The sequence below is a fragment of the Variovorax sp. GW821-FHT09D04 genome (genome assembly GCF_059416405.1).
This window is the reverse complement of record NZ_JBWKPA010000005.1, coordinates 156,960-175,213: the sequence shown is the minus strand read 5'-3', so window position 1 is coordinate 175,213 and position 18,254 is coordinate 156,960. Positions and strand designations below refer to the sequence as shown.

At 69.4% G+C, this 18,254-nt stretch carries 17 protein-coding genes; all 17 read left to right on the top strand.

Going from position 1 to position 18,254, the window contains the following annotated elements:
• Nucleotides 1–20: 20 nt before the first annotated feature.
• The 17 genes from fliK to AC07O4_RS17345 all read left to right on the top strand — a co-directional run bounded on the left by fliK (nucleotide 21) and on the right by AC07O4_RS17345 (nucleotide 18,233).
• Nucleotides 21–1,244, top strand: a complete 1,224-nt coding sequence (gene fliK / locus AC07O4_RS17425; protein WP_495305326.1) for a flagellar hook-length control protein FliK — start codon at nucleotides 21–23, stop codon at nucleotides 1,242–1,244.
• Nucleotides 1,241–1,525 (top strand): EscU/YscU/HrcU family type III secretion system export apparatus switch protein, encoded by a 285-nt coding sequence (locus AC07O4_RS17420; protein WP_062469365.1) that lies wholly within the window; start codon nucleotides 1,241–1,243, stop codon nucleotides 1,523–1,525. Before fliK ends, AC07O4_RS17420 begins: the two co-directional genes overlap by 4 nt.
• Nucleotides 1,526–1,875: 350 nt before the next feature.
• Entirely contained in the window at nucleotides 1,876–2,244 is a 369-nt protein-coding gene (gene flhD, locus AC07O4_RS17415) for a flagellar transcriptional regulator FlhD (protein WP_370680118.1), read from the top strand.
• The gene (gene flhC, locus AC07O4_RS17410) at nucleotides 2,241–2,831 is read left to right on the top strand and encodes a flagellar transcriptional regulator FlhC (RefSeq protein ID WP_070061562.1); all 591 of its coding nucleotides are present in this window, start codon (nucleotides 2,241–2,243) and stop codon (nucleotides 2,829–2,831) included. Before flhD ends, flhC begins: the two co-directional genes overlap by 4 nt.
• Before the next feature lie 62 nt (nucleotides 2,832–2,893).
• Nucleotides 2,894–3,754, top strand: coding sequence for a flagellar motor stator protein MotA (motA, locus tag AC07O4_RS17405; protein WP_070061563.1), 861 nt, complete (start codon nucleotides 2,894–2,896; stop codon nucleotides 3,752–3,754).
• A 13-nt stretch (nucleotides 3,755–3,767) separates the two neighbouring features.
• Nucleotides 3,768–4,676 (top strand): flagellar motor protein MotB, encoded by a 909-nt coding sequence (gene motB / locus AC07O4_RS17400; RefSeq protein WP_495305207.1) that lies wholly within the window; start codon nucleotides 3,768–3,770, stop codon nucleotides 4,674–4,676.
• A 52-nt stretch (nucleotides 4,677–4,728) separates the two neighbouring features.
• A complete protein-coding gene (cheA, locus tag AC07O4_RS17395) occupies nucleotides 4,729–6,738 on the top strand; it encodes a chemotaxis protein CheA (RefSeq protein ID WP_495305206.1) in 2,010 nt (669 codons plus the stop codon).
• A gap of 22 nt (nucleotides 6,739–6,760) precedes the next feature.
• The gene (locus AC07O4_RS17390) at nucleotides 6,761–8,047 is read left to right on the top strand and encodes an EAL and HDOD domain-containing protein (protein WP_495305205.1); all 1,287 of its coding nucleotides are present in this window, start codon (nucleotides 6,761–6,763) and stop codon (nucleotides 8,045–8,047) included.
• Nucleotides 8,048–8,138: 91 nt separating this feature from the next.
• A complete protein-coding gene (locus AC07O4_RS17385) occupies nucleotides 8,139–8,966 on the top strand; it encodes a CheR family methyltransferase (RefSeq protein WP_159278381.1) in 828 nt (275 codons plus the stop codon).
• Complete coding sequence (cheD, locus tag AC07O4_RS17380) at nucleotides 8,963–9,556, top strand: chemoreceptor glutamine deamidase CheD (RefSeq protein WP_062469392.1); 594 nt, start codon at nucleotides 8,963–8,965, stop codon at nucleotides 9,554–9,556. The genes AC07O4_RS17385 and cheD overlap by 4 nt, the downstream gene beginning before the upstream one ends.
• Nucleotides 9,557–9,558: 2 nt before the next feature.
• Nucleotides 9,559–10,650, top strand: coding sequence for a protein-glutamate methylesterase/protein-glutamine glutaminase (locus AC07O4_RS17375; RefSeq protein WP_083259225.1), 1,092 nt, complete (start codon nucleotides 9,559–9,561; stop codon nucleotides 10,648–10,650).
• Between the two features lie 37 nt (nucleotides 10,651–10,687).
• Complete coding sequence (gene cheY, locus AC07O4_RS17370; protein WP_056582361.1) at nucleotides 10,688–11,080, top strand: chemotaxis response regulator CheY; 393 nt, start codon at nucleotides 10,688–10,690, stop codon at nucleotides 11,078–11,080.
• A complete protein-coding gene (cheZ, locus tag AC07O4_RS17365; protein ID WP_062469395.1) occupies nucleotides 11,077–11,721 on the top strand; it encodes a protein phosphatase CheZ in 645 nt (214 codons plus the stop codon). Before cheY ends, cheZ begins: the two co-directional genes overlap by 4 nt.
• 134 nt (nucleotides 11,722–11,855) lie before the next feature.
• Entirely contained in the window at nucleotides 11,856–12,998 is a 1,143-nt protein-coding gene (gene flhB, locus AC07O4_RS17360) for a flagellar biosynthesis protein FlhB (protein WP_492728873.1), read from the top strand.
• Nucleotides 12,995–15,103 (top strand): flagellar biosynthesis protein FlhA, encoded by a 2,109-nt coding sequence (gene flhA / locus AC07O4_RS17355; protein WP_492685895.1) that lies wholly within the window; start codon nucleotides 12,995–12,997, stop codon nucleotides 15,101–15,103. Before flhB ends, flhA begins: the two co-directional genes overlap by 4 nt.
• Nucleotides 15,100–17,424: a flagellar biosynthesis GTPase FlhF gene (gene flhF / locus AC07O4_RS17350; RefSeq protein ID WP_495305204.1), complete on the top strand. Its 2,325-nt coding sequence runs from the start codon at nucleotides 15,100–15,102 to the stop codon at nucleotides 17,422–17,424. The genes flhA and flhF overlap by 4 nt, the downstream gene beginning before the upstream one ends.
• Nucleotides 17,425–17,429: 5 nt before the next feature.
• On the top strand, nucleotides 17,430–18,233 hold the full coding sequence (locus AC07O4_RS17345) for a MinD/ParA family ATP-binding protein (RefSeq protein ID WP_495305203.1): 804 nt from the start codon (nucleotides 17,430–17,432) through the stop codon (nucleotides 18,231–18,233).
• Nucleotides 18,234–18,254 lie beyond the last annotated feature (21 nt).

Here is an 18,254-nt window from a genome sequence, read left to right as displayed (position 1 = left end):
AGGACGACACCACCGTGGCCATGCTGGGACTCACCGGACTGATCGATGCACTGAGGGCCGCGCGCCTGACGCCGCCGCTCGACCTGCTCGGCCTGCGGCCCGAGACCACGGTGGGCGCGCCCGGTGCGGCGGTGGCCGTGCCGAAGACGGCGAACGACGTGCGCCTGCCGTCGCGCGCGGCGCTGGACCGGCTGGTGCCGTCGGGCGCGTCCGGTGGCGAGGTGGCTGCGCCGCCCGCCGGCGGTGCGCCGCCTTCCATCGACACCCGCCTGTCGCTGGCCGCGCGCGTGATCGGCGCGGTGCTGGCCGACCTGCAGGCCGCGCCGGGGCCGGTGCGGGGCGAGGCGCCGTTGCTGCTGCCCGTCGCGCGCCAGGGCACGAACACCGCGGCACTCGCGGGCACGTTGGCGCAGACGGTGGCGGACAGCGGGCTCTTCTACGAATCGCACCTCGCCGAATTCGCGGCCGGCACGCGCACGCTCGCGCAAATGGCGCGGGAGCTGCAGGCGCGCTGGGCGAGTCCGGTGATGGTGGCGATGACGACGGGCACGGCAGGGCAGGGCGTGGTGGCTGCGGCGACGGCGCTGACTGCGGTCGATGTTGCAACGCCGCCCGCGCCGAATGCGCCCGTGCAGGCCCCGCAGGTCGACGCGCCAGAAGCCGATATCGCGCAAGCAGCGCGTGCGGTTGCGCGCAGCGAGACCACCGCCGCGCCCGCACCGGATGCTGCGCGCGTGCAGGCGGCCTACGGCCTCTCCGATGCCGCGCCGGAAATGCCCGCGCCCCGCATCGCAGAACACGCACGCGCTGCGGTTGACCTCGCCAGCACGCCGGCCCCGCGCAGCGCTGAAGTGATCCATCCGCAAGCCGTCACCGTCGTGCACCAGCAGCTCGACCTGCTGGCCAGCGCCGCGTTTCGCTGGAGCGGCCACGCCTGGCCCGAGGTGCCGATGGCGTGGACCATCGAGGAAGACCCCGCCAGCTCCAACGCACGCGAAGGCGAACCCATCGAAGAAGAAGGCGCGCGCCGCTGGTCGACCACCGTGTCGCTCGTGCTGCCGCGCCTGGGCGAGGTCGACCTGCGCCTGAGCCTGAGCGGCCCGACCGTGCAGGCGCAGCTGCAGGCGCGCGAGCACGCCACCGTGGCCCGCCTGCGCGGCGACGCCGGCCGGCTCGCGCAACGCTTCGAGGCTGTCGGGCTTCAGCTGCAGCAGCTGCAGGTCACGGAGAAGGCGGTGGCATGACCGATGACCTTCGCAACCGCCACAGCGCCGTCGTGCTCTCGCATGCGGACACGCGCAAGGCCCCTGTCGTCGTCGCCAAGGGCTATGGCGTGGTGGCTGAATCGATCCTGCGCGAGGCGCGCGCGCACGGGCTCTACGTGCATGCGTCGGCCGATCTCGTGAAGCTGTTGATGCAGATCGACCTCGACCGCCAGATCCCGCCGCAGCTGTACCAGGCGGTCGCGGAAGTGATGGCCTGGATTCACCGGCTGGAAGGCGGCGCCGAGGCTGCGGCGCCTTGATCGGTGGTTGTTCTATGGAAAGTCATTGACCTATTGAAAGACCCTGAATAAAGCCGCCGATTAACGCTCGGCTGCGTTCGATAGTCTTTATGAATTCAATTGGCGAGGGGATTGCCAATTGCCGGAATACGCACGCTCGTAACAATTGCTTGCGCTCCGTGACCGCGCGCCGGCGCCAGGACTGAAACCGCTTCCCCAGAGGGAGGTCTGAAGCCTTCCGTCGGAAACCGCGTCAAAACCCTTTTACTTTTTGGTCTACTTTGTCTTCGAAGTGTAAATAAGTGTGTATATAATGTATACATGTTGGATGGACGTGCGGAGTCGACATGGAATCGGAAATGGAAGTAGACGTGGAAAATTGCAATGTCAACGCAGGCGGCGTGATTTCGAAGGAAATCGGCGAGATCAATCTGGCTTACATGCTGCTCGCGCAGAAGCTCGTGAAGCGGGACCGGGCGGAAGCCATGTTCCGTCTCGGCGTGGGGCGCGAGCTGGCCGACCTGCTCATGAACATGTCGCTCAGCCAGATCGTGAAGCTGGCCGCGTCCAACTTCCTGCTGTGCAGCTTCCGCCTGGACGACCGGCCCATGTTCGCGGTGGTCGGCGAGGGCAAGGAGCCCGCGCTGCAGCAGGCCCACATGTCGATCCTGATGAGCGCGCGCCAGGCACAGGCCCAAGCCCAGCCGCAGATGCGCAAAGCAGGTTCGGCCAGCGCATGACTGCCAAGAGCATCCTGGGCGAGGTCCGGCAGGTGCAGCTCGCGGTCGAGCTCATCGGCCTGGGCGCGCGCCTGCAGTTCCTGGAGGCCGTGGTCGCGCTCAGCCGCGAGCGCCTGATCCGCCTGTACAAGGAACTCAAGGGCGTCTCGCCGCCCAAGGGCCTGCTGCCGTTCTCCACCGACTGGTACATGACCTGGCTGGCCAACATCCACTCGTCGATGTTCTACAACATCTACCGCTTCATGCGCGACGAGGCCGGCGAGGGCGAACTGCCCGCGCTCATCAAGGCCTACCGCCTGTACGCCGAGCAGGTCGAGTCGCAGGGCAGCGAGGTCGTGCTCGACTTCACGCGCGCCGAGACCATGGTGCGTTTCTTCGACAGCGACATGCTGCAGCTGAGCCCGTGCAGCCGCTGCGGCGGCCACTTCGTGGCGCATGCCCATGACCACAAGCACGGCTATGTGTGCGTGCTGTGCCGCCCGCCCTCGCGCGCGGGCAAGGCGCGCAAGCCCAAGCTCGAACCGGTGCGCCGCGGCGGCCTCATTGCCGGCGGCCCGGTGCTCGACATCGGCGGCGCCGTCTCGTGAAAGTGCCCCGGCGCCCGGCGCGGGTTTTTTGTTTTGGACGCCTCAGGGCATAGGGGAAGCGCGTGCTGGTTCTGGTGGGATATCTGGTGGTGATCGGCGCCGTCTTCGGCGGCTACGGCCTCATGGGCGGGCATTTCGGCGTGCTGTTCCAGCCCGTGGAGTTGCTCATGATCGGCGGCTCCGCGCTCGGCGCGTTCATCGCGGGCAACAACGGCAAGACCATCAAGGCGACCATCCGGGAGCTGCCGCTCCTGCTGCGTTCGTCCAAGCACAACCGCCAGCTCTACATGGACCTGCTGGCGCTGCTGTACGAGCTGCTCGCCAAGGCCCGCAAGGAGGGCATGATGAAGCTCGAGTCCGACGTGGAAGCGCCGGAGCAAAGCGAGATCTTCGGCCGCTACCCGACCATCCTGGCGCACGAGGGCATCACCGTGTTCCTGTGCGACTACCTGCGCCTGGTCATCAGCGGCAACACCGACGCCCACGAGATCGAGGCCCTCATGGACCACGAGATCGACACCATCCGCCACGAGGCGGCCGTGCCCGGCCACAGCCTCTCGCGCGTGGGCGACGCGCTGCCCGCGCTGGGCATCGTCGCGGCCGTGATGGGCGTGGTGCATGCGCTGGGCTCGGCCCACCTGCCGCCGTCGGAAATGGGTGCGCTCATCGCGCACGCCATGGTCGGCACCTTCCTGGGCGTGCTGCTGGCGTATGGCTTCGTGTCGCCGCTGGCCTCGCTGATCGAGCAGAAGGTCGAAGAGGGCATGAAGATCTACCAGTGCGCCAAGGTCACGCTGCTGGCCAGCCTGAACGGCTACGCGCCGCAGCTGGCCGTGGAGTTCGGCCGCAAGGTGCTGTTCTCGACCGAGCGCCCCTCGTTCACCGAGCTGGACGACCACGTGCGCGAAGTCAAGGCACGCTGACCCTGCGACGGCCATGAGCGACGCGAAGCCCCGCATCATCATCAAGCGCGCCCACGGCGGCGGGCATGGCGGCGGCCATGCGGGCGGCGGCTGGAAGATCGCCTACGCCGACTTCATGACGGCCATGATGGCCTTCTTCCTCGTGATGTGGCTGCTGTCGATCTCCAGCCCCAAGCAGCGTGAAGGCATTGCCGAGCACTTCCGCATGCCGCTGCGCGTGGCGCTGGCCGGCGGCGACAAGAGCAGCATGAGCACCAGCATGATCCCCGGCGGCGGCGCCGACGTGATGCACGCCGAGGGCGAGGTGCGCCACACCGAGGCCGACAGCGAGGACGCGGCCGACGCCAGCCGCCTGGCCGAGATGAAGAAGAAGCTCGACGAGCTGATCGAGAAAAGCCCGGTGTTCCAGCAGTTCCGCTCGCAGATCCTCATCGACATCACCACCGAAGGCCTGCGCCTGCAGATCGTGGACAGCGAGAACCGCCCGATGTTCGAGCTGGCCAGCGCCCGCGTGGTGCCGCACATGCGCGCCATTCTTCGCGAGCTGGCGCCGGTGCTCAACGGCCTGCCCAACAAGCTCACGCTGTCGGGCCACACCGACGCCATCGTCTACACCAACGACCGTTCGTACGGCAACTGGGAGCTCTCGGCCGACCGCGCCAACGCCTCGCGCCGCGAGCTGGTCACGGGCGGCATGGCCGAGGACAAGGTGCTGCGCGTGATCGGCCTGGCCGACAGCATGCACCTGGACCGCGCCGACCCGCGCAACCCCATCAACCGCCGCATCAGCATCATCCTGCTGAACCACCGCACGCAGGAGCGCATCGAGCGCGAGAACAGCAACGACGCCGGCGCCACGCGCATCGGCCTGCCGCCGCCGGCCGCGCAGGCGCGCACGGCGGCAGGACACACGGCGGGATAACAAGAACAAGGAAGCGGCTTCGCGCAAGCGCGCGGGCCCCGGAGCACCACAGATGGACCTCAGTCAATTCACCCAGGCCTTCTTCGTCGAAGCCATCGAGCTGCTGGCGGAGATGGAGCAGCTCTTGCTCGACCTCGACGTCGAGGCGCCCGACGGCGAGCAGCTCAACGCCATCTTCCGCGCGGCGCACTCCATCAAGGGCGGCGCGGCCACGTTCGGTTTCACCGCCTTGACCCACACCACGCACGTGCTCGAGACGCTGCTGGACAGGGCCCGCCACGGGCAACTGCACCTGAGCGCTCCGATGATCGATGCCTTTCTGGAAACGAAGGACGCCTTGCAAGAACAACTCACCGCCTACCAGGCCGGCAAGGAGCCGGACGCCGAGAGGGTCGCCCACATCTGCGGCGTGCTGCAGCAGCTGGCGATGGAGAACAACGCCGCCGCGCCCGTGCCGGCACCCGCGCCCGCACCGGCGCCTGTCGTTCAAGCCGCTGCGCCGGCCGATGAAGGCGGCAACAGCGACGGCGTGCTGGTCGTGCGCTTCGCGCGCCTGTCCGACAGCGAATGCGAGCTGCTCGCCGGCGAGCTGGCCAACCTGGGCACCGTGCTGACGCGCACGCGCAGCAACGACCAGCTGACCGTGCGGCTGGCCACCACCTGCGACCCCGACGACATCGTGGCCGTGTGCTGCTTCGTCATCGACGAATCGCAGATCGACATCACGCGCGAGGTGGCCGACGTTGCCGAACCTGTGGTCGCAGTTGAAGCACCGGTCGTGCAGCCACCCGCCGCGCCTGCACCGGTCGCCGCCGCGCCCGTGCCCGCCGGCGCCAAGGAGTCCAGCTCCATCCGCGTCGACGTCGAGAAGGTCGACCAGCTCATCAACCTCGTGGGCGAGCTCGTCATCACGCAGTCGATGCTCACGCAGGCCGCCACCGTGCTCGACCCCGTGGCCTACGAGCGCTTCCTGAGCGGCCTGGGCCACCTGGAGCGCAACGCGCGCGACCTGCAGGAATCGGTGATGTCCATCCGCATGATGCCGATGGACTACGTGTTCAGCCGCTTCCCGCGCGTGATCCGCGACGTGAGCGCCAAGCTCGGCAAGCAGGTGCGCCTGGACACCTACGGCAAGGAGACCGAACTCGACAAGGGGCTCATCGAACGCATCGTCGATCCGCTCACGCACCTGGTGCGCAACAGCCTGGACCACGGCATCGAGGCCCCCGAGGTGCGCCTGGCCAAGGGCAAGGACGCCACCGGCCAGCTGCTGCTGTCGGCGCAGCACCACGGCGGCAACATCGTGATCGAGGTGAGCGACGACGGCGCGGGCCTGAACCGCGAGCGCATCCTCGACAAGGCGCGCCAGCAGGGCCTGCCGGTGAACGACGCCATGCCCGACGAAGAGGTGTGGCAGCTGATCTTCGCGCCCGGCTTCTCCACCGCCGAGCAGGTCACCGACATCTCGGGGCGCGGCGTGGGCATGGACGTGGTCAAGCGCAACATCCAGGAGATGGGCGGCCATGTCGAAATTCATTCGCGCGGCGGCCAGGGCACGTCCACGCGCATCGTGCTGCCGCTCACGCTGGCCATCCTCAACGGCATGTCGGTGCGCGTGGGCAGCGAGGCCTACATCCTGCCGCTGAGCTACGTCATCGAGTCGCTGCAGCCGCTGCCGGAGCACCTGCATTCGATCACCGCCGACGGCCACGTGATCCGCGTGCGCGGCGAGTACCTGCCGCTCATCGAGCTGCACCGCGTGTTCGACGTGGCCGGCGCGCAGACGCAGCCCACGCAGGGCATCCTCGTGATCGTGCAGGCCGACGACAGCCGCTTCGCGCTGCTGGTCGACGAGCTGCTCGGCCAGCACCAGGTGGTGGTGAAGAACCTGGAGACCAACTACCGCAAGGTGCCGGGCATCTCGGCCGCCACCATCGTGGGCGACGGCAGCGTGGCCTTCATCGTCGACGTGGGCGCGATGCCGCGCATCCAGCGCGCACAGGCCGCCAGCGCGGCGGCCCTGGCGGGCGCGGCGCGCCGCACCGACGCGTTGGCGTCCTGATCCCGACGCGAGGGACGGCCGCATGAGGTTCGATTTCTTCCGGCGCCCCGGCGTCGACGGCAACGGCGCGCAAGCCGATGCAACGCCCGCCATCACGCCCGCCGTGGGCGCCGACGGCCACGTGGCCTATGCCATGCTGCTGGACGGCAAGCGCCGCGTGGTCGGCTATCGCATGGCCTGGCGCGCAGCCGGGCAGGGCACCGACGCGGGTGCCGCAGCCGGCGTCAAGGCGCTCATGGATACGCTGGGCCTGCACCTGAACCCGGGCGGCCACGGCTGGTTGCTGGGCGGGCAGATGGTGTTCGTCGACGTCACCGTCGATGCGCTGTTCCAGAGCGAGCTGCAGTCGCTGCCGCCGCGCAACGTCGTGCTGTGCATGAAGGCCGACGAGCTGATGGACGCCGACATGCGCTCCATCCTGCTGTTCCTGCGCGAGCAGGGCTTCGGCTTCATGCTGTGCGGCGGCGTCGCGCTGCCGGACGACGACGAGCTGCGCGCCATCGTCACGCACCGCGAGGTGTTGCCCTCGCAGCTGGCGGACGTGTCGCCCGCCGGCCCGGCGCCCATCGCTGCGCGCGTGGCGAACTGGGCCGAGTTCGAGGCCTGCGCCGCGCGCGGCGTGCAGGTGTTCGTCGACGGCGCCGTGCGCCTGCCGCCGGCGCGCGACAGCGCCGACGCGCTGCAGCCCGAGTCGCAGCTCATCGTGCACCTGATGCAGATGATCCTGCGCAACGAGGACATGCGCGCCATCGAGGGCGCGCTCAAGCACGACGCGGCGCTCACCTACCGGCTGCTGCGCTACATCAACTCGCCCTCGGTCGGGCTGGCGGTCGAGATCCATTCGCTGCGCCATGCCGTCGCGATGCTGGGCTACTCGCCGCTGTACCGCTGGCTGTCGCTGCTGCTGGCCACCAGCAACAAGGTCAGTTCGCCCTTCATGATGAAGAAGGCCATCCTGCGCGGGCGCTTCGTCGAGCTGATGGGGCAGGGCATGCTGCCACCCAGCGAGGCCGACAACCTGTTCGTTGCCGGCATGTTCTCGTTGCTCGACCAGCTGCTGGGCGTGCCCATGGAAGGCGTGCTGCGCAAGGTGCAGCTCACCGAGGCCGTGCAGCAGGCCATTCTGTCGCGCAGCGGCGTCTACGGCCCTTTCGTGGCGCTGGCCGAAAGCTGCGAGACCGACGACGGCCGTGCGGCGCGCCTGTCGGAGGCGCTCTTCTTGAGCGCCGCGCAGGTCAATGCCGCGCAGCTGTCGGCGCTGGTGTGGGCGCTCGACGCCGGCCCGGCCGTGACCGCACCGCCTGCCTGACCCCCGGAAATGCAAGGCTTTTGCGCGTCTGATCGGCCGATTGGAAACGGCGGTTTCCGTGACCATTGAAAGTCACGCTTCCAGGCTGGCTGTGACGACCGAGTTCCACTTTACCGACCACGACTTCTCCAGAATCCGGACCCTCATCCACCGCCGCGCCGGCATCGCCCTGGGCGAGCAGAAGCGGCAGATGGTGTACAGCCGGCTGTCGCGGCGCCTGCGCGAGCTGCAGCTGCCCGCATTCGCGCCGTACCTGGACCAGCTCGAGGCGCGCCACGACGGCGACGAGTGGCAGCTGTTCATCAACGCGCTCACCACCAACCTGACCTCGTTCTTTCGCGAGGCGCACCACTTTCCCACGCTGGCCGACCATGTGCGCAAGCGGCCGGGCCCGGTCACCGTGTGGTGCGCCGCCGCCTCGACGGGCGAGGAGCCGTACTCGATCGCCATCACGCTGATGGAAGCGCTGGGCGAGCGCGCGGGTTCGGCCCGCGTCATCGCCAGCGACATCGACACGGCGGTGCTGGCCAAGGCCGCCACCGGCGTCTTCACCACCGAGCAGGTGCGGCGCCTGTCGCCCGAGCGGCTGCGGCGCTTCTTCAACAAGGGCACCGGCACCAACGCCGGCAAGGTGCGCGTGCGCCCCGAGGTCGCCACGCTGGTGAAGTTCTCGCGCGTCAACCTGCTGGACAGCGCCTGGTCGGTGAAGGAGCCGGTGGACGCGATCTTCTGCCGCAACGTGATGATCTATTTCGACAAGCCGACGCAGAAGAAGGTGCTCGACCGCTTCGCGCCGCTGCTCAAGCCGGGCGGCCTGCTGTTCGCCGGGCACTCCGAGAACGCCTCGCTCGTCAACCCGGCCTTCCGCCCGCTGGGGCAGACGGTGTACGAGCTGTCGCGCACGCCGGGCATCGCATGAGCCTGGCGAGCCACCACTACTTCGACCGCGATGTCGGGCGCATGGCCGTCAAGCTGCTGCCCTCCGAGTACTACGTGACCACCGACCACACCGTGCTGAGCACCGTGCTCGGCTCCTGCGTGGCCGCCTGCCTGCACGACGCCCAGGCGGGCGTGGCCGGCATGAACCACTTCATGCTGCCCGACGACGGCGAGCCCGGTGGCGGCTCGATGCGCTACGGCGCCTTCGCGATGGACGTGCTGGTGCGCGAACTGGTGCGCGCGGGCGCGCGGCGCGAGCGGCTGCAGGCCAAGGTGTTCGGCGGCGGCGCCGTGCTGGCCGGCATGACCACGCTCAACATCGGCGACCGCAATGCCGACTTCGTGCTGCGCTACCTGGAGGCGGAACGCATCGAAGTGGCGGCACAGGACCTGCGCGGACCGCATGCGCGCCGCGTGTGCTTCCTGCCCGAGAGCGGCAAGGCCGTGGTGCGCCGCCTGCGCGCGCAGACCGAGGTGCTGCGGGTGCGCCGCGACGAAGGCGAGTTGCTGCGCCGGCTGTCGGTGCCCGCCGCGCCGCACGAGATCGACAGAACCAAAGGAAGCCGGTGAGCCTGCCAAGCAAGAAAAAGATCAAGGTGCTCTGCGTCGACGATTCGGCGCTGATCCGCAGCGTGATGAGCGAGATCATCAACAGCCAGAGCGACATGACCGTGGTCGGCACCGCGGCCGACCCGCTGGTGGCGCGCGACCTCATCAAGGTCACCAACCCCGACGTGCTCACGCTCGACGTGGAAATGCCGCGCATGGACGGCCTGGAGTTTCTCGAGAAGCTCATGCGCCTGCGGCCGATGCCGGTGGTCATGGTGTCCTCGCTCACCGAGCGCGGCTCGGAGATCGCGCTGCGCGCGCTGGAGCTGGGCGCCATCGACTTCGTGACCAAGCCGCGCCTGGGTGTGCGCGACGGCCTGCTGAACTACACCGAGCTCATCGCCGGCAAGATCCGCACGGCCGCCAGTGCGCGGCTGCTGCCCGCGCGCCCAGCGGCCACGGCGGCACGGCCCGCCCACGAGGCGGCGCCCGAGGCGCTGCTGCGCAGCCCGCTGCTGAGCACCGAGAAGCTGCTCATCATCGGCGCCTCCACCGGCGGCACCGAGGCCATCCGCGAGGTGCTGCAGCCGCTGCCGCCCGACGCGCCCGCGGTGCTCATCGCGCAGCACATGCCGGCCGGCTTCACGCGCTCCTTCGCGCAGCGCCTGGACGGCCTGTGCCGCATCCGCGTGAAGGAGGCGGAGCAGGGCGAGCGCGTGCTGCCGGGCCATGCCTACATCGCGCCGGGCGGCTTTCACCTGTCGCTGGCGCGCAGCGGCGCCAACTACGTGGCGCACCTGGACCAGGAGCCCCCCGTGAACCGCCACCGGCCGTCGATCGACGTGCTGTTCGATTCGGCGGCCAAGCACGCGGGCAAGAACGCCATCGGAATCATCCTCACCGGCATGGGCAAGGACGGCGCCGAGGGCCTCTTGCGCATGCGGCGCGCGGGCGCGCACACGCTGGCGCAGGACGAGGCCAGCTGCGTGGTCTTCGGCATGCCGCGCGAGGCGGTGGCGCTGGGCGCGGTGGACGAGGTGTCGCCGCTGAACGAGATCAGTCGCCGCGTGATGGCGCACCTTCGCACGTTCGGCGAACGTGCGAACCGGGTATGACGAGTTTGAACAACGACCTGTGGAGCTGGAAAAAATCGTGATCGACAAGAGCATCAAGATCCTGGTGGTGGATGACTTCCCGACCATGCGGCGCATCGTGCGCAACCTGTTGAAGGAGCTGGAGTTCCTCAACGTCGACGAGGCCGAGGACGGCGTGGCCGGCCTGGAGAAGCTGCGCGGCGGCAGCTTCGGCTTCGTGGTGTCCGACTGGAACATGCCCAACATGGACGGCCTGACCATGCTGCAGACCATCCGCGCCGACCCCGAGCTGAAGACGCTGCCGGTGCTGATGGTCACGGCCGAGGCCAAGAAGGAAAACATCGTCGCGGCCGCACAGGCCGGCGCCAACGGCTACGTGGTGAAGCCCTTCACCGCGGCGACGCTGGAAGAGAAGATCACCAAGATCTTCGAGAAGCTGGCCAAGGCATGAGCCAGGACACCGCCGGCGCGGCAGACGCCACCAACAACACCACCGAGGAACTGCTGGGCCGCATCGGCCACCTCACGCGCCAGCTGCGCGAAGGCCTGCGCGAGCTGGGCCTGGACAAGCAGGTGGCCAAGGCCGCGCAGGCCATTCCCGATGCGCGCGACCGCCTCAACTACGTGGCGGCCACCACCGAGCGCGCGGCGCACCGCGCGCTCAACGCCATCGACGTCGCGCAGCCGCTGCAGGAAGCCCTGGCCACCGACGCCAAGGCCCTGACGCAGCGCTGGGACCAGTGGTTCGAGAACCCGATCGAACTCGACCAGGCGCGCGAGCTCGTGCTGGACACGCGCGGCTACCTGAACGACGTGCCCCAGCGCGCCAGCGCCATCAACACGCAGCTCATGGAGATCCTGATGGCGCAGGACTTCCAGGACCTCACGGGCCAGGTCATCAAGAAGATGATGGAGGTCGTCAACGACGTCGAGACGCAGCTGCTGCAGGTGCTGATCGACAACTCGCCGCCCGAAAAGCGCCACGAGGCCGTGCAGAGCCTGCAGAACGGGCCGCAGGTGAAGCCCGGCAACCCCGACGCCGTGACCGACCAGGCGCAGGTCGACGACCTGCTCGAAAGCCTCGGCTTCTGAGCCGCTTGCGGCCTGCTTGATTGGCCGAATTGCAGGGCGATACCGGCCCTGATCGGCAGATTGCTCCGCACCACCGGATCCAATAATTTGGTTCTGGGCAAGGCGTACTTCGCCAGTGCTGGTTCGGAGCATGAATGGCTGAGGAAAGCGATCTCGAGAAAACGGAACCCGCCTCCGAGCGGCGCCTGGAGAAGGCGCGCGAGGAAGGCAACGTGGCCCGTTCGCGCGAGCTCACCACCTTCGTCATGCTCGCCACCGCGAGCGCCGGCCTGTGGCTGGCGGCCGAGTCGCTCGGCGCGAGCCTGAGCGGCGCGCTGCGCCGCGGCCTGCAGTTCGAACGCGCCAGCGCCTTCGACCCCGCGCACATGCTCTCGCAGAGCGGGCTCATGGTGCTGCACGCACTCATGGCCATCGGGCCGCTGTTCGCCATGATGGTCGTGGCCGCCGTGGCCGCGCCGCTGATGCTCGGCGGCTGGATGTTCTCCGGCAAGGCCGTCGCCCCCAACTTCGGCAAGCTCAATCCCCTGGCCGGCATCGGCCGCATGGTCTCGGCACAGGCGCTGGCCGAGCTCGTGAAGGCGCTGGCCAAGTCGGCACTCATCGGCGGCGTGGCGTGGTGGGTCATCGTGGACGACATCGAGGCCGTGATGGCGCTCATGTCGCAGCCCGCGCACGAGGCGCTGCCGCATGCGCTGGTGCTGGTGGCCAAGCACTGCGCGCTCATCGCCGCCACGCTCTTTCTCGTCGCGCTGGTCGACGTGCCGTTCCAGCTGTGGAACTACTACCGCAAGCTGCGCATGTCGCGCGAAGACGTGCGCCAGGAGCACAAGGAAAGCGAAGGCGATCCGCACATCAAGGCGCAGATCCGCCGGCAACAGCAGCAGATGGCGCGCCGCCGCATGATGGCCGAGGTGCCCAAGGCCGACATCGTGCTCACCAACCCGACGCACTTCGCCGTGGCGCTGCAGTACCTGGACAGCGACATGCGCGCGCCGCGCGTGGTCGCCAAGGGCACCGAGCTGGTGGCCGCGCGCATCCGCGAGATGGCGAAGGAGCACAAGGTCGCGATCCTCGAGGCGCCGCCGCTCACGCGCGCGCTCTACCGCCACACGAAGCTGGGCGAGGAAATTCCCGCAGGGCTGTACACCGCCGTGGCCGAGGTGCTGGCCTGGGTGTACCAGCTCAAGCGCTGGAACAGCGAAGGCGGCGAGGCGCCGCGCACGCCGACCGACCTGCCGGTGCCGGCCGACCTGCAGTACGCGCCGGCGGTGGCATGAACGGATTGAACGACCTGATGCGCCTGCCGGCGCGGATCTTCTCCGGCTCGCAGTTCAAGGGCCTGGCGGGCCCGATCCTCATCATCCTCATCCTGAGCATGATGGTGCTGCCGCTGCCGCCCTTCCTGCTCGACCTGCTGTTCACCTTCAACATCGCGCTGTCGGTGATGGTGCTGCTGGTGAGCATGTACACCATGAAGGCGCTGGACTTCGCGGCCTTCCCGGCGGTGCTGCTGTTCTCGACGCTGTTGCGCCTGTCGCTCAACGTGGCCTCCACGCGCGTGGTGCTCATGCACGGCCACACCGGGCCCGACGCGGCCGGCAAGGTGATCGAGGCCTTCGGCCACTTCCTGGTGGGCGGCAACTTCGCGGTGGGCGTGATGGTGTTCATCATCCTCGTGCTCATCAACTTCATGGTGATCACCAAGGGCGCGGGCCGCATCGCCGAGGTGGGCGCGCGCTTCATGCTCGACGCGATGCCGGGCAAGCAGATGGCGATCGACGCCGACCTCAACGCCGGCCTGATCGGCGAGGAGATCGCCCGCAAGCGCCGCGCCGAGGTGGCGCAGGAGGCCGACTTCTACGGCTCGATGGACGGCGCCAGCAAGTTCGTGCGCGGCGACGCGATCGCGGGCCTGCTGATCATGGTGATCAACATCATCGGCGGGCTCGTGGTCGGCATGCTGCAGCACGGGCTCGACTTTTCCACGGCCGGCAAGACCTACACGCTGCTGGCCATCGGCGACGGCCTGGTGGCGCAGATTCCGGCGCTGGTGATCTCCACCGCGGCCGGCGTGATCGTCTCGCGCGTGACCACCGACGAGGACGTGGGCAGCCAGCTCACGGGCCAGCTCTTTTCCAATCCGCAGGTGCTGTTCCTCACGGCCGGCATCGTCGGCCTGCTGGGCATGATCCCCGGCATGCCGAACCTGGCCTTCCTGCTGATCGCGGGTGGCCTGGTGTGGCTCGGCAAGCGGCTGGTGCAGCGCAAGCCGCAGGCGGCCGCGCAGCAGGCCGCCGCGGCCGCCGCCACGCAGGGGGCGGGCGTGCCGGCCTCGGCCGAGCAGGCCGAAGCCACCTGGGACGACGTGGCCATGGTCGATCCGCTGGGCATGCAGGTCGGCTACCGGCTGATCCCGCTGGTGGACCAGTCGCAGCAGGGCGAGCTGCTGGGCCGCATCAAGAGCATCCGCAAGAAGATCGCGCAGGAGCTGGGCTTCCTGGTGCCGGTGGTCCACATCCGCGACAACCTGGAGATCAAGCCCAACGCCTACGTCATCAGCCTGAAGGACGTGGAGATCGGCCGCGGCGAGGCCTTCCCCAACCAGTGGATGGCGATCAACCCCGGCCAGGTGACGGGCGCGCTGACGGGCACGCCCACGCGCGACCCGGCCTTCGGCCTGGAGGCCACCTGGATCGACGCCAGCCTGCGCCAGCAGGCGCAGGTGTACGGCTACACCGTGGTGGATGCCTGCACCGTGATGGCCACGCACCTGAACCACCTGATCCACACCCACGCGGCCGAGCTGCTGGGTCGCCAGGAAGTGCAGCAGCTGCTCGACCAGATCGCCAAGACCGCGCCCAAGCTCACCGAAGACCTGGTGCCCAAGGTGCTGTCGCTGAGCACGCTGCACAAGGTGCTGCAGAACCTGCTCGACGAAGAGGTGCCGATCCGCGACATGCGCACCATCCTCGACGTGATGGCCGAGCACGCGCCCACGGTGAAAGACCCGACCGAGCTCACCACGCTCACGCGCCTGGCGCTGGGCCGCGCCATCACGCAGCAGCTGTTCCCGGGCGACGAGGAGATGCAGGTGATCGGCCTGGACGGCTCGCTCGACAGCGTGCTGCAGCAGGCCCTGAACAACAGCAGCGGCATCGAGCCGGGCATTGCCGACAACCTGCTCAAGCAGGCGCAGGCCGCCATGGTGCGCCAGGAGCAGATGGGGCTGGCACCGGTGCTGGTCGTGCAGCACGCGCTGCGCGTGCTGCTGTCTCGCTTCCTGCGGCGCAGCCTGCCGCAGCTCAAGGTGCTCTCGCACGCCGAGATCCCTGACGCCCGGACCATCAAGATCACCGCCGCCATTGGAGGACGAGCCGTTTGAATCCACAGACCGACGTGCGCACCACCGCACGCAAATTCGTCGCCGCCACCGGCCGCGAGGCCCTGCGCCTGGTGCGCGAATCGCTCGGCGCCGAGGCCATCGTGCTCACGCACCGCGCCACCGCGCAAGGCGTCGAGATCGTCGCCATGGCCGAGGGCGATGTGCAGGAGACGGTGCAAACCGCGGTGCCCGCAGCCGCACCTGCCACGGCCGCATCCGCCGACCCCACCGTGCTCAGCGAACTCCATTCGATGCGCGGCATGATCGAGGAACAGCTCGCCAGCGTGGTCTGGAGCGACAGCCAGCGCCGCGACCCGGTGCGCGGACGCCTGTTGCGCACGCTGCTGGGCGCGGGCTTCAGCGCGCGCCTGTCGAAGGCCATGCTCGAGAAGCTACCCACCGGCCAGAGCTACGCCGACGGCATGGCCTTCGTGCGCACCGAGCTCGTGCGCGCGGTGCCGGTGCATGAAGACGAAGACGCGCTGTTCGCGCAGGGCGGCGTCTATGCCTTGATGGGCCCGACCGGCGTCGGCAAGACCACCACCACCGCCAAGCTGGCCGCGCGCTGCGTGATGCGCTTCGGCGCCGACAAGCTCGCGCTCGTCACCACCGACAGCTACCGCATCGGCGCCTACGAGCAGCTGCGCATCTACGGCCAGATCCTCAACGTGCCGGTGCATGCCGTGAAGGACGCGGCCGACCTGCAGCTGGTGCTGCACGACCTGCGCGACCGCCACATGGTGCTCATCGACACCGTCGGCATGAGCCAGCGGGACCGCGCCGTGCCCGAGCAGATCGCCATGCTCGGCAGCAGCCAGCGGCCGGTGAAGCGGCTGCTGCTGCTCAACGCCACCAGCCACGGCGACACGCTCAACGAGGTGGTGCACGCCTACCGCCAGGGCCATGCGCTGGCGGGCTGCATCTTCACCAAGGTCGACGAGGCCACCCACCCGGGTGCGCTGATCGACACCGTGATCCGCCACCGCCTGCCGGTGCACTACATCTCGGGCGGCCAGAAGGTGCCCGAGAACCTGGTGCGCGCCGACCGCGTGCAGCTGGTGGACAGCGTGTTCCAGCCGCGCCAGCACAGCCCGCTCTTCGTGCCGGCCGAAGCCGACCTGCCCGACGAGGCCGCGCCTTCGCCGCAGGCGCAGGGCGAGACCGATCGCCTGCGCCTGCGCTACCAGAGCCTGATCCGTGCGATGGCGCATGACGCGCAGGAACTCGCGACGACCGCTGGCGCGTTGGCCGGTGCGTACATCGGCTTCGATGGTGCGCGCACGTTGTGGCGCCAGGCCGGTGATGAGGCTGTCGATGCCAAGGCTGTGCTGCAAGAGCTGTCGACGTTTGCGCGTGGCGAGCTGGCTTCCGGCTGCGACACCTACGTCCTCGCGCTGGCGGGGCAGGTGGGCCTGCGTGCGACCGACAGCGGCGACGCCTACGTGTGCCATGGCAGCCTGCTGCTGTCGGACCGCAGCGGCCTGCCGCTGGCGGCGCCGAACCAGTGGCTTTCGACTGCTGCGGCGCGCCAGGCGGCCGCACCGGGCCAGCGTCAGGTGCAGTGGCTGCAGCAACAGGATTTCGGCAAGCGGCTCGTGCACGTGCTGGGCAAGCCGCCGGCGCTCGAGCAGATGCTGGCGTGGCAGGCCGAGGGCTCGAAGTGGCTGGCGCGCGCGCCCGGCAGCACGGCCGTGACGGATGTGCACACGGGCGCTGCGACCACACTCGCGCGCCTGGTCTTCGCGTTCGACGACGCCACCGAGCGACCTGTGCGCTATCGCGGCAAGGCCGCGCTGCAATGCGAAGCGCAGGTCGAGGTGTTGCCGCGCACCGCCATCGATCGCGACACCCTGCCCACACTGCGCTGCATCTCTGTGCGCGTGGTCGATGCGCGCAGCCGCAAGCTGCTGTCGCAGACCTGCGTGCTCACCAACCTGGGTGACGAAGTGGGCGCGCCGCAGCTCGCGCAATGGCAGGGCTGGGCCGCCGACGCCGAGCCGTGCTTCCGCCTGCTGCGCGACGGCGTGCAACTGGTGGGCGGCATGGGCGAGCCCGGCGACCCGCACATGATGAAGCGCCTGCTCGTCGCCGGCCAGGTCACGACCACCGTGTGGCGCCTGCTGCAGGCCGAAGGCGAATGGGCCGACCGCACGCGCCTGCTGCTGGGCCAGCTCACGGGCCGCGCCACGCGCGCCGGCCGCGCGCTGACGGGCGGTGCGCTGTACGCGGGCGTGGGCAAGCTGTTCCTGCTGCTCGATGCACTGGGCACCGAATCGGCAGCGCCTGCGCAAGCGCCGCGCGCGTTGGAACGTCTGGGCTGAAGGCGATGAGCGCACGCGTCACGGACCAGGCCGACGGGCTGCGCCGGCTGCTCGGGCAGGCACCGGTGCGCGTCGTCGCGGTGGCGGGCATGGGGCCCGGCGCGGGCGCGACCACGGCCGCGATGAGCCTGGGCGCGGCGCTGGCGCAGCAGGGCAAGGACGTCCTGCTGCTCGACGAGCATCACCCAACGATGCGCTCGGTGTGCGACGTGTGGGCGCTGGGCCCGCGCGGCACGCTGGCCGATGTGGCGGGGCGGCGGTTGCGCATCGACCAGGCCGCTGCCAACGCGGTGTGCGGTGTGCAGGTGCTGCCCGCATCGCCTGGCGCGACCATCGACCCGCGCACGCTGTGGCCGCGCGGCATCGTGCTCGTCGATGCGGCTTTCGACGACGAAGGCCGCCTGTCGCCGTTGGCGGAAAGCGCCGACGAACTGCTGCTGGTGCTGCAGCCGCACCCGGCGGCCATCACCTCGGCCTACGCAGGCATCAAGCGCCTGCACCGCGCGCATGCGCTGAAGCAGCTGCGCTTCCTGCTCAACGGCGTGGCCGATGCGGGCACCGCGCAGCAGGTCATGCACAACCTCGCGCAGGCCGCCAGCCGCTACCTCGCGCTGTCGCTGTTGCCCGTGGGCTGGGTGCGCACCGACCCTTGGCTGGCCGACGCGGCGCGGCTGCGCCAGACTGTGGTCGAGGCCTTTCCGGCCAGCGCGGCGGCGGTCGATTTCCGCGCCATCGCCGACGACATGGGCCGCTGGACCTGGCGCACGCCTGCGCGGCCGGCCGTGTTCCCGCAGGCGCTCGCGGCCTGAGACACGACCACGAGGACGGAC

Coding starts and splice junctions, on each gene's coding strand:
- fliK (WP_495305326.1), top strand. CDS start 21: ATGCTGGGACTCACCGGACTGATCGATGCACTGAGGGCCGCGCGCCTG.
- AC07O4_RS17420 (WP_062469365.1), top strand. CDS start 1,241: ATGACCGATGACCTTCGCAACCGCCACAGCGCCGTCGTGCTCTCGCAT.
- flhC (WP_070061562.1), top strand. CDS start 2,241: ATGACTGCCAAGAGCATCCTGGGCGAGGTCCGGCAGGTGCAGCTCGCG.
- motB (WP_495305207.1), top strand. CDS start 3,768: ATGAGCGACGCGAAGCCCCGCATCATCATCAAGCGCGCCCACGGCGGC.
- cheA (WP_495305206.1), top strand. CDS start 4,729: ATGGACCTCAGTCAATTCACCCAGGCCTTCTTCGTCGAAGCCATCGAG.
- AC07O4_RS17390 (WP_495305205.1), top strand. CDS start 6,761: ATGAGGTTCGATTTCTTCCGGCGCCCCGGCGTCGACGGCAACGGCGCG.
- cheD (WP_062469392.1), top strand. CDS start 8,963: ATGAGCCTGGCGAGCCACCACTACTTCGACCGCGATGTCGGGCGCATG.
- cheZ (WP_062469395.1), top strand. CDS start 11,077: ATGAGCCAGGACACCGCCGGCGCGGCAGACGCCACCAACAACACCACC.
- flhB (WP_492728873.1), top strand. CDS start 11,856: ATGGCTGAGGAAAGCGATCTCGAGAAAACGGAACCCGCCTCCGAGCGG.
- flhA (WP_492685895.1), top strand. CDS start 12,995: ATGAACGGATTGAACGACCTGATGCGCCTGCCGGCGCGGATCTTCTCC.
- AC07O4_RS17345 (WP_495305203.1), top strand. CDS start 17,430: ATGAGCGCACGCGTCACGGACCAGGCCGACGGGCTGCGCCGGCTGCTC.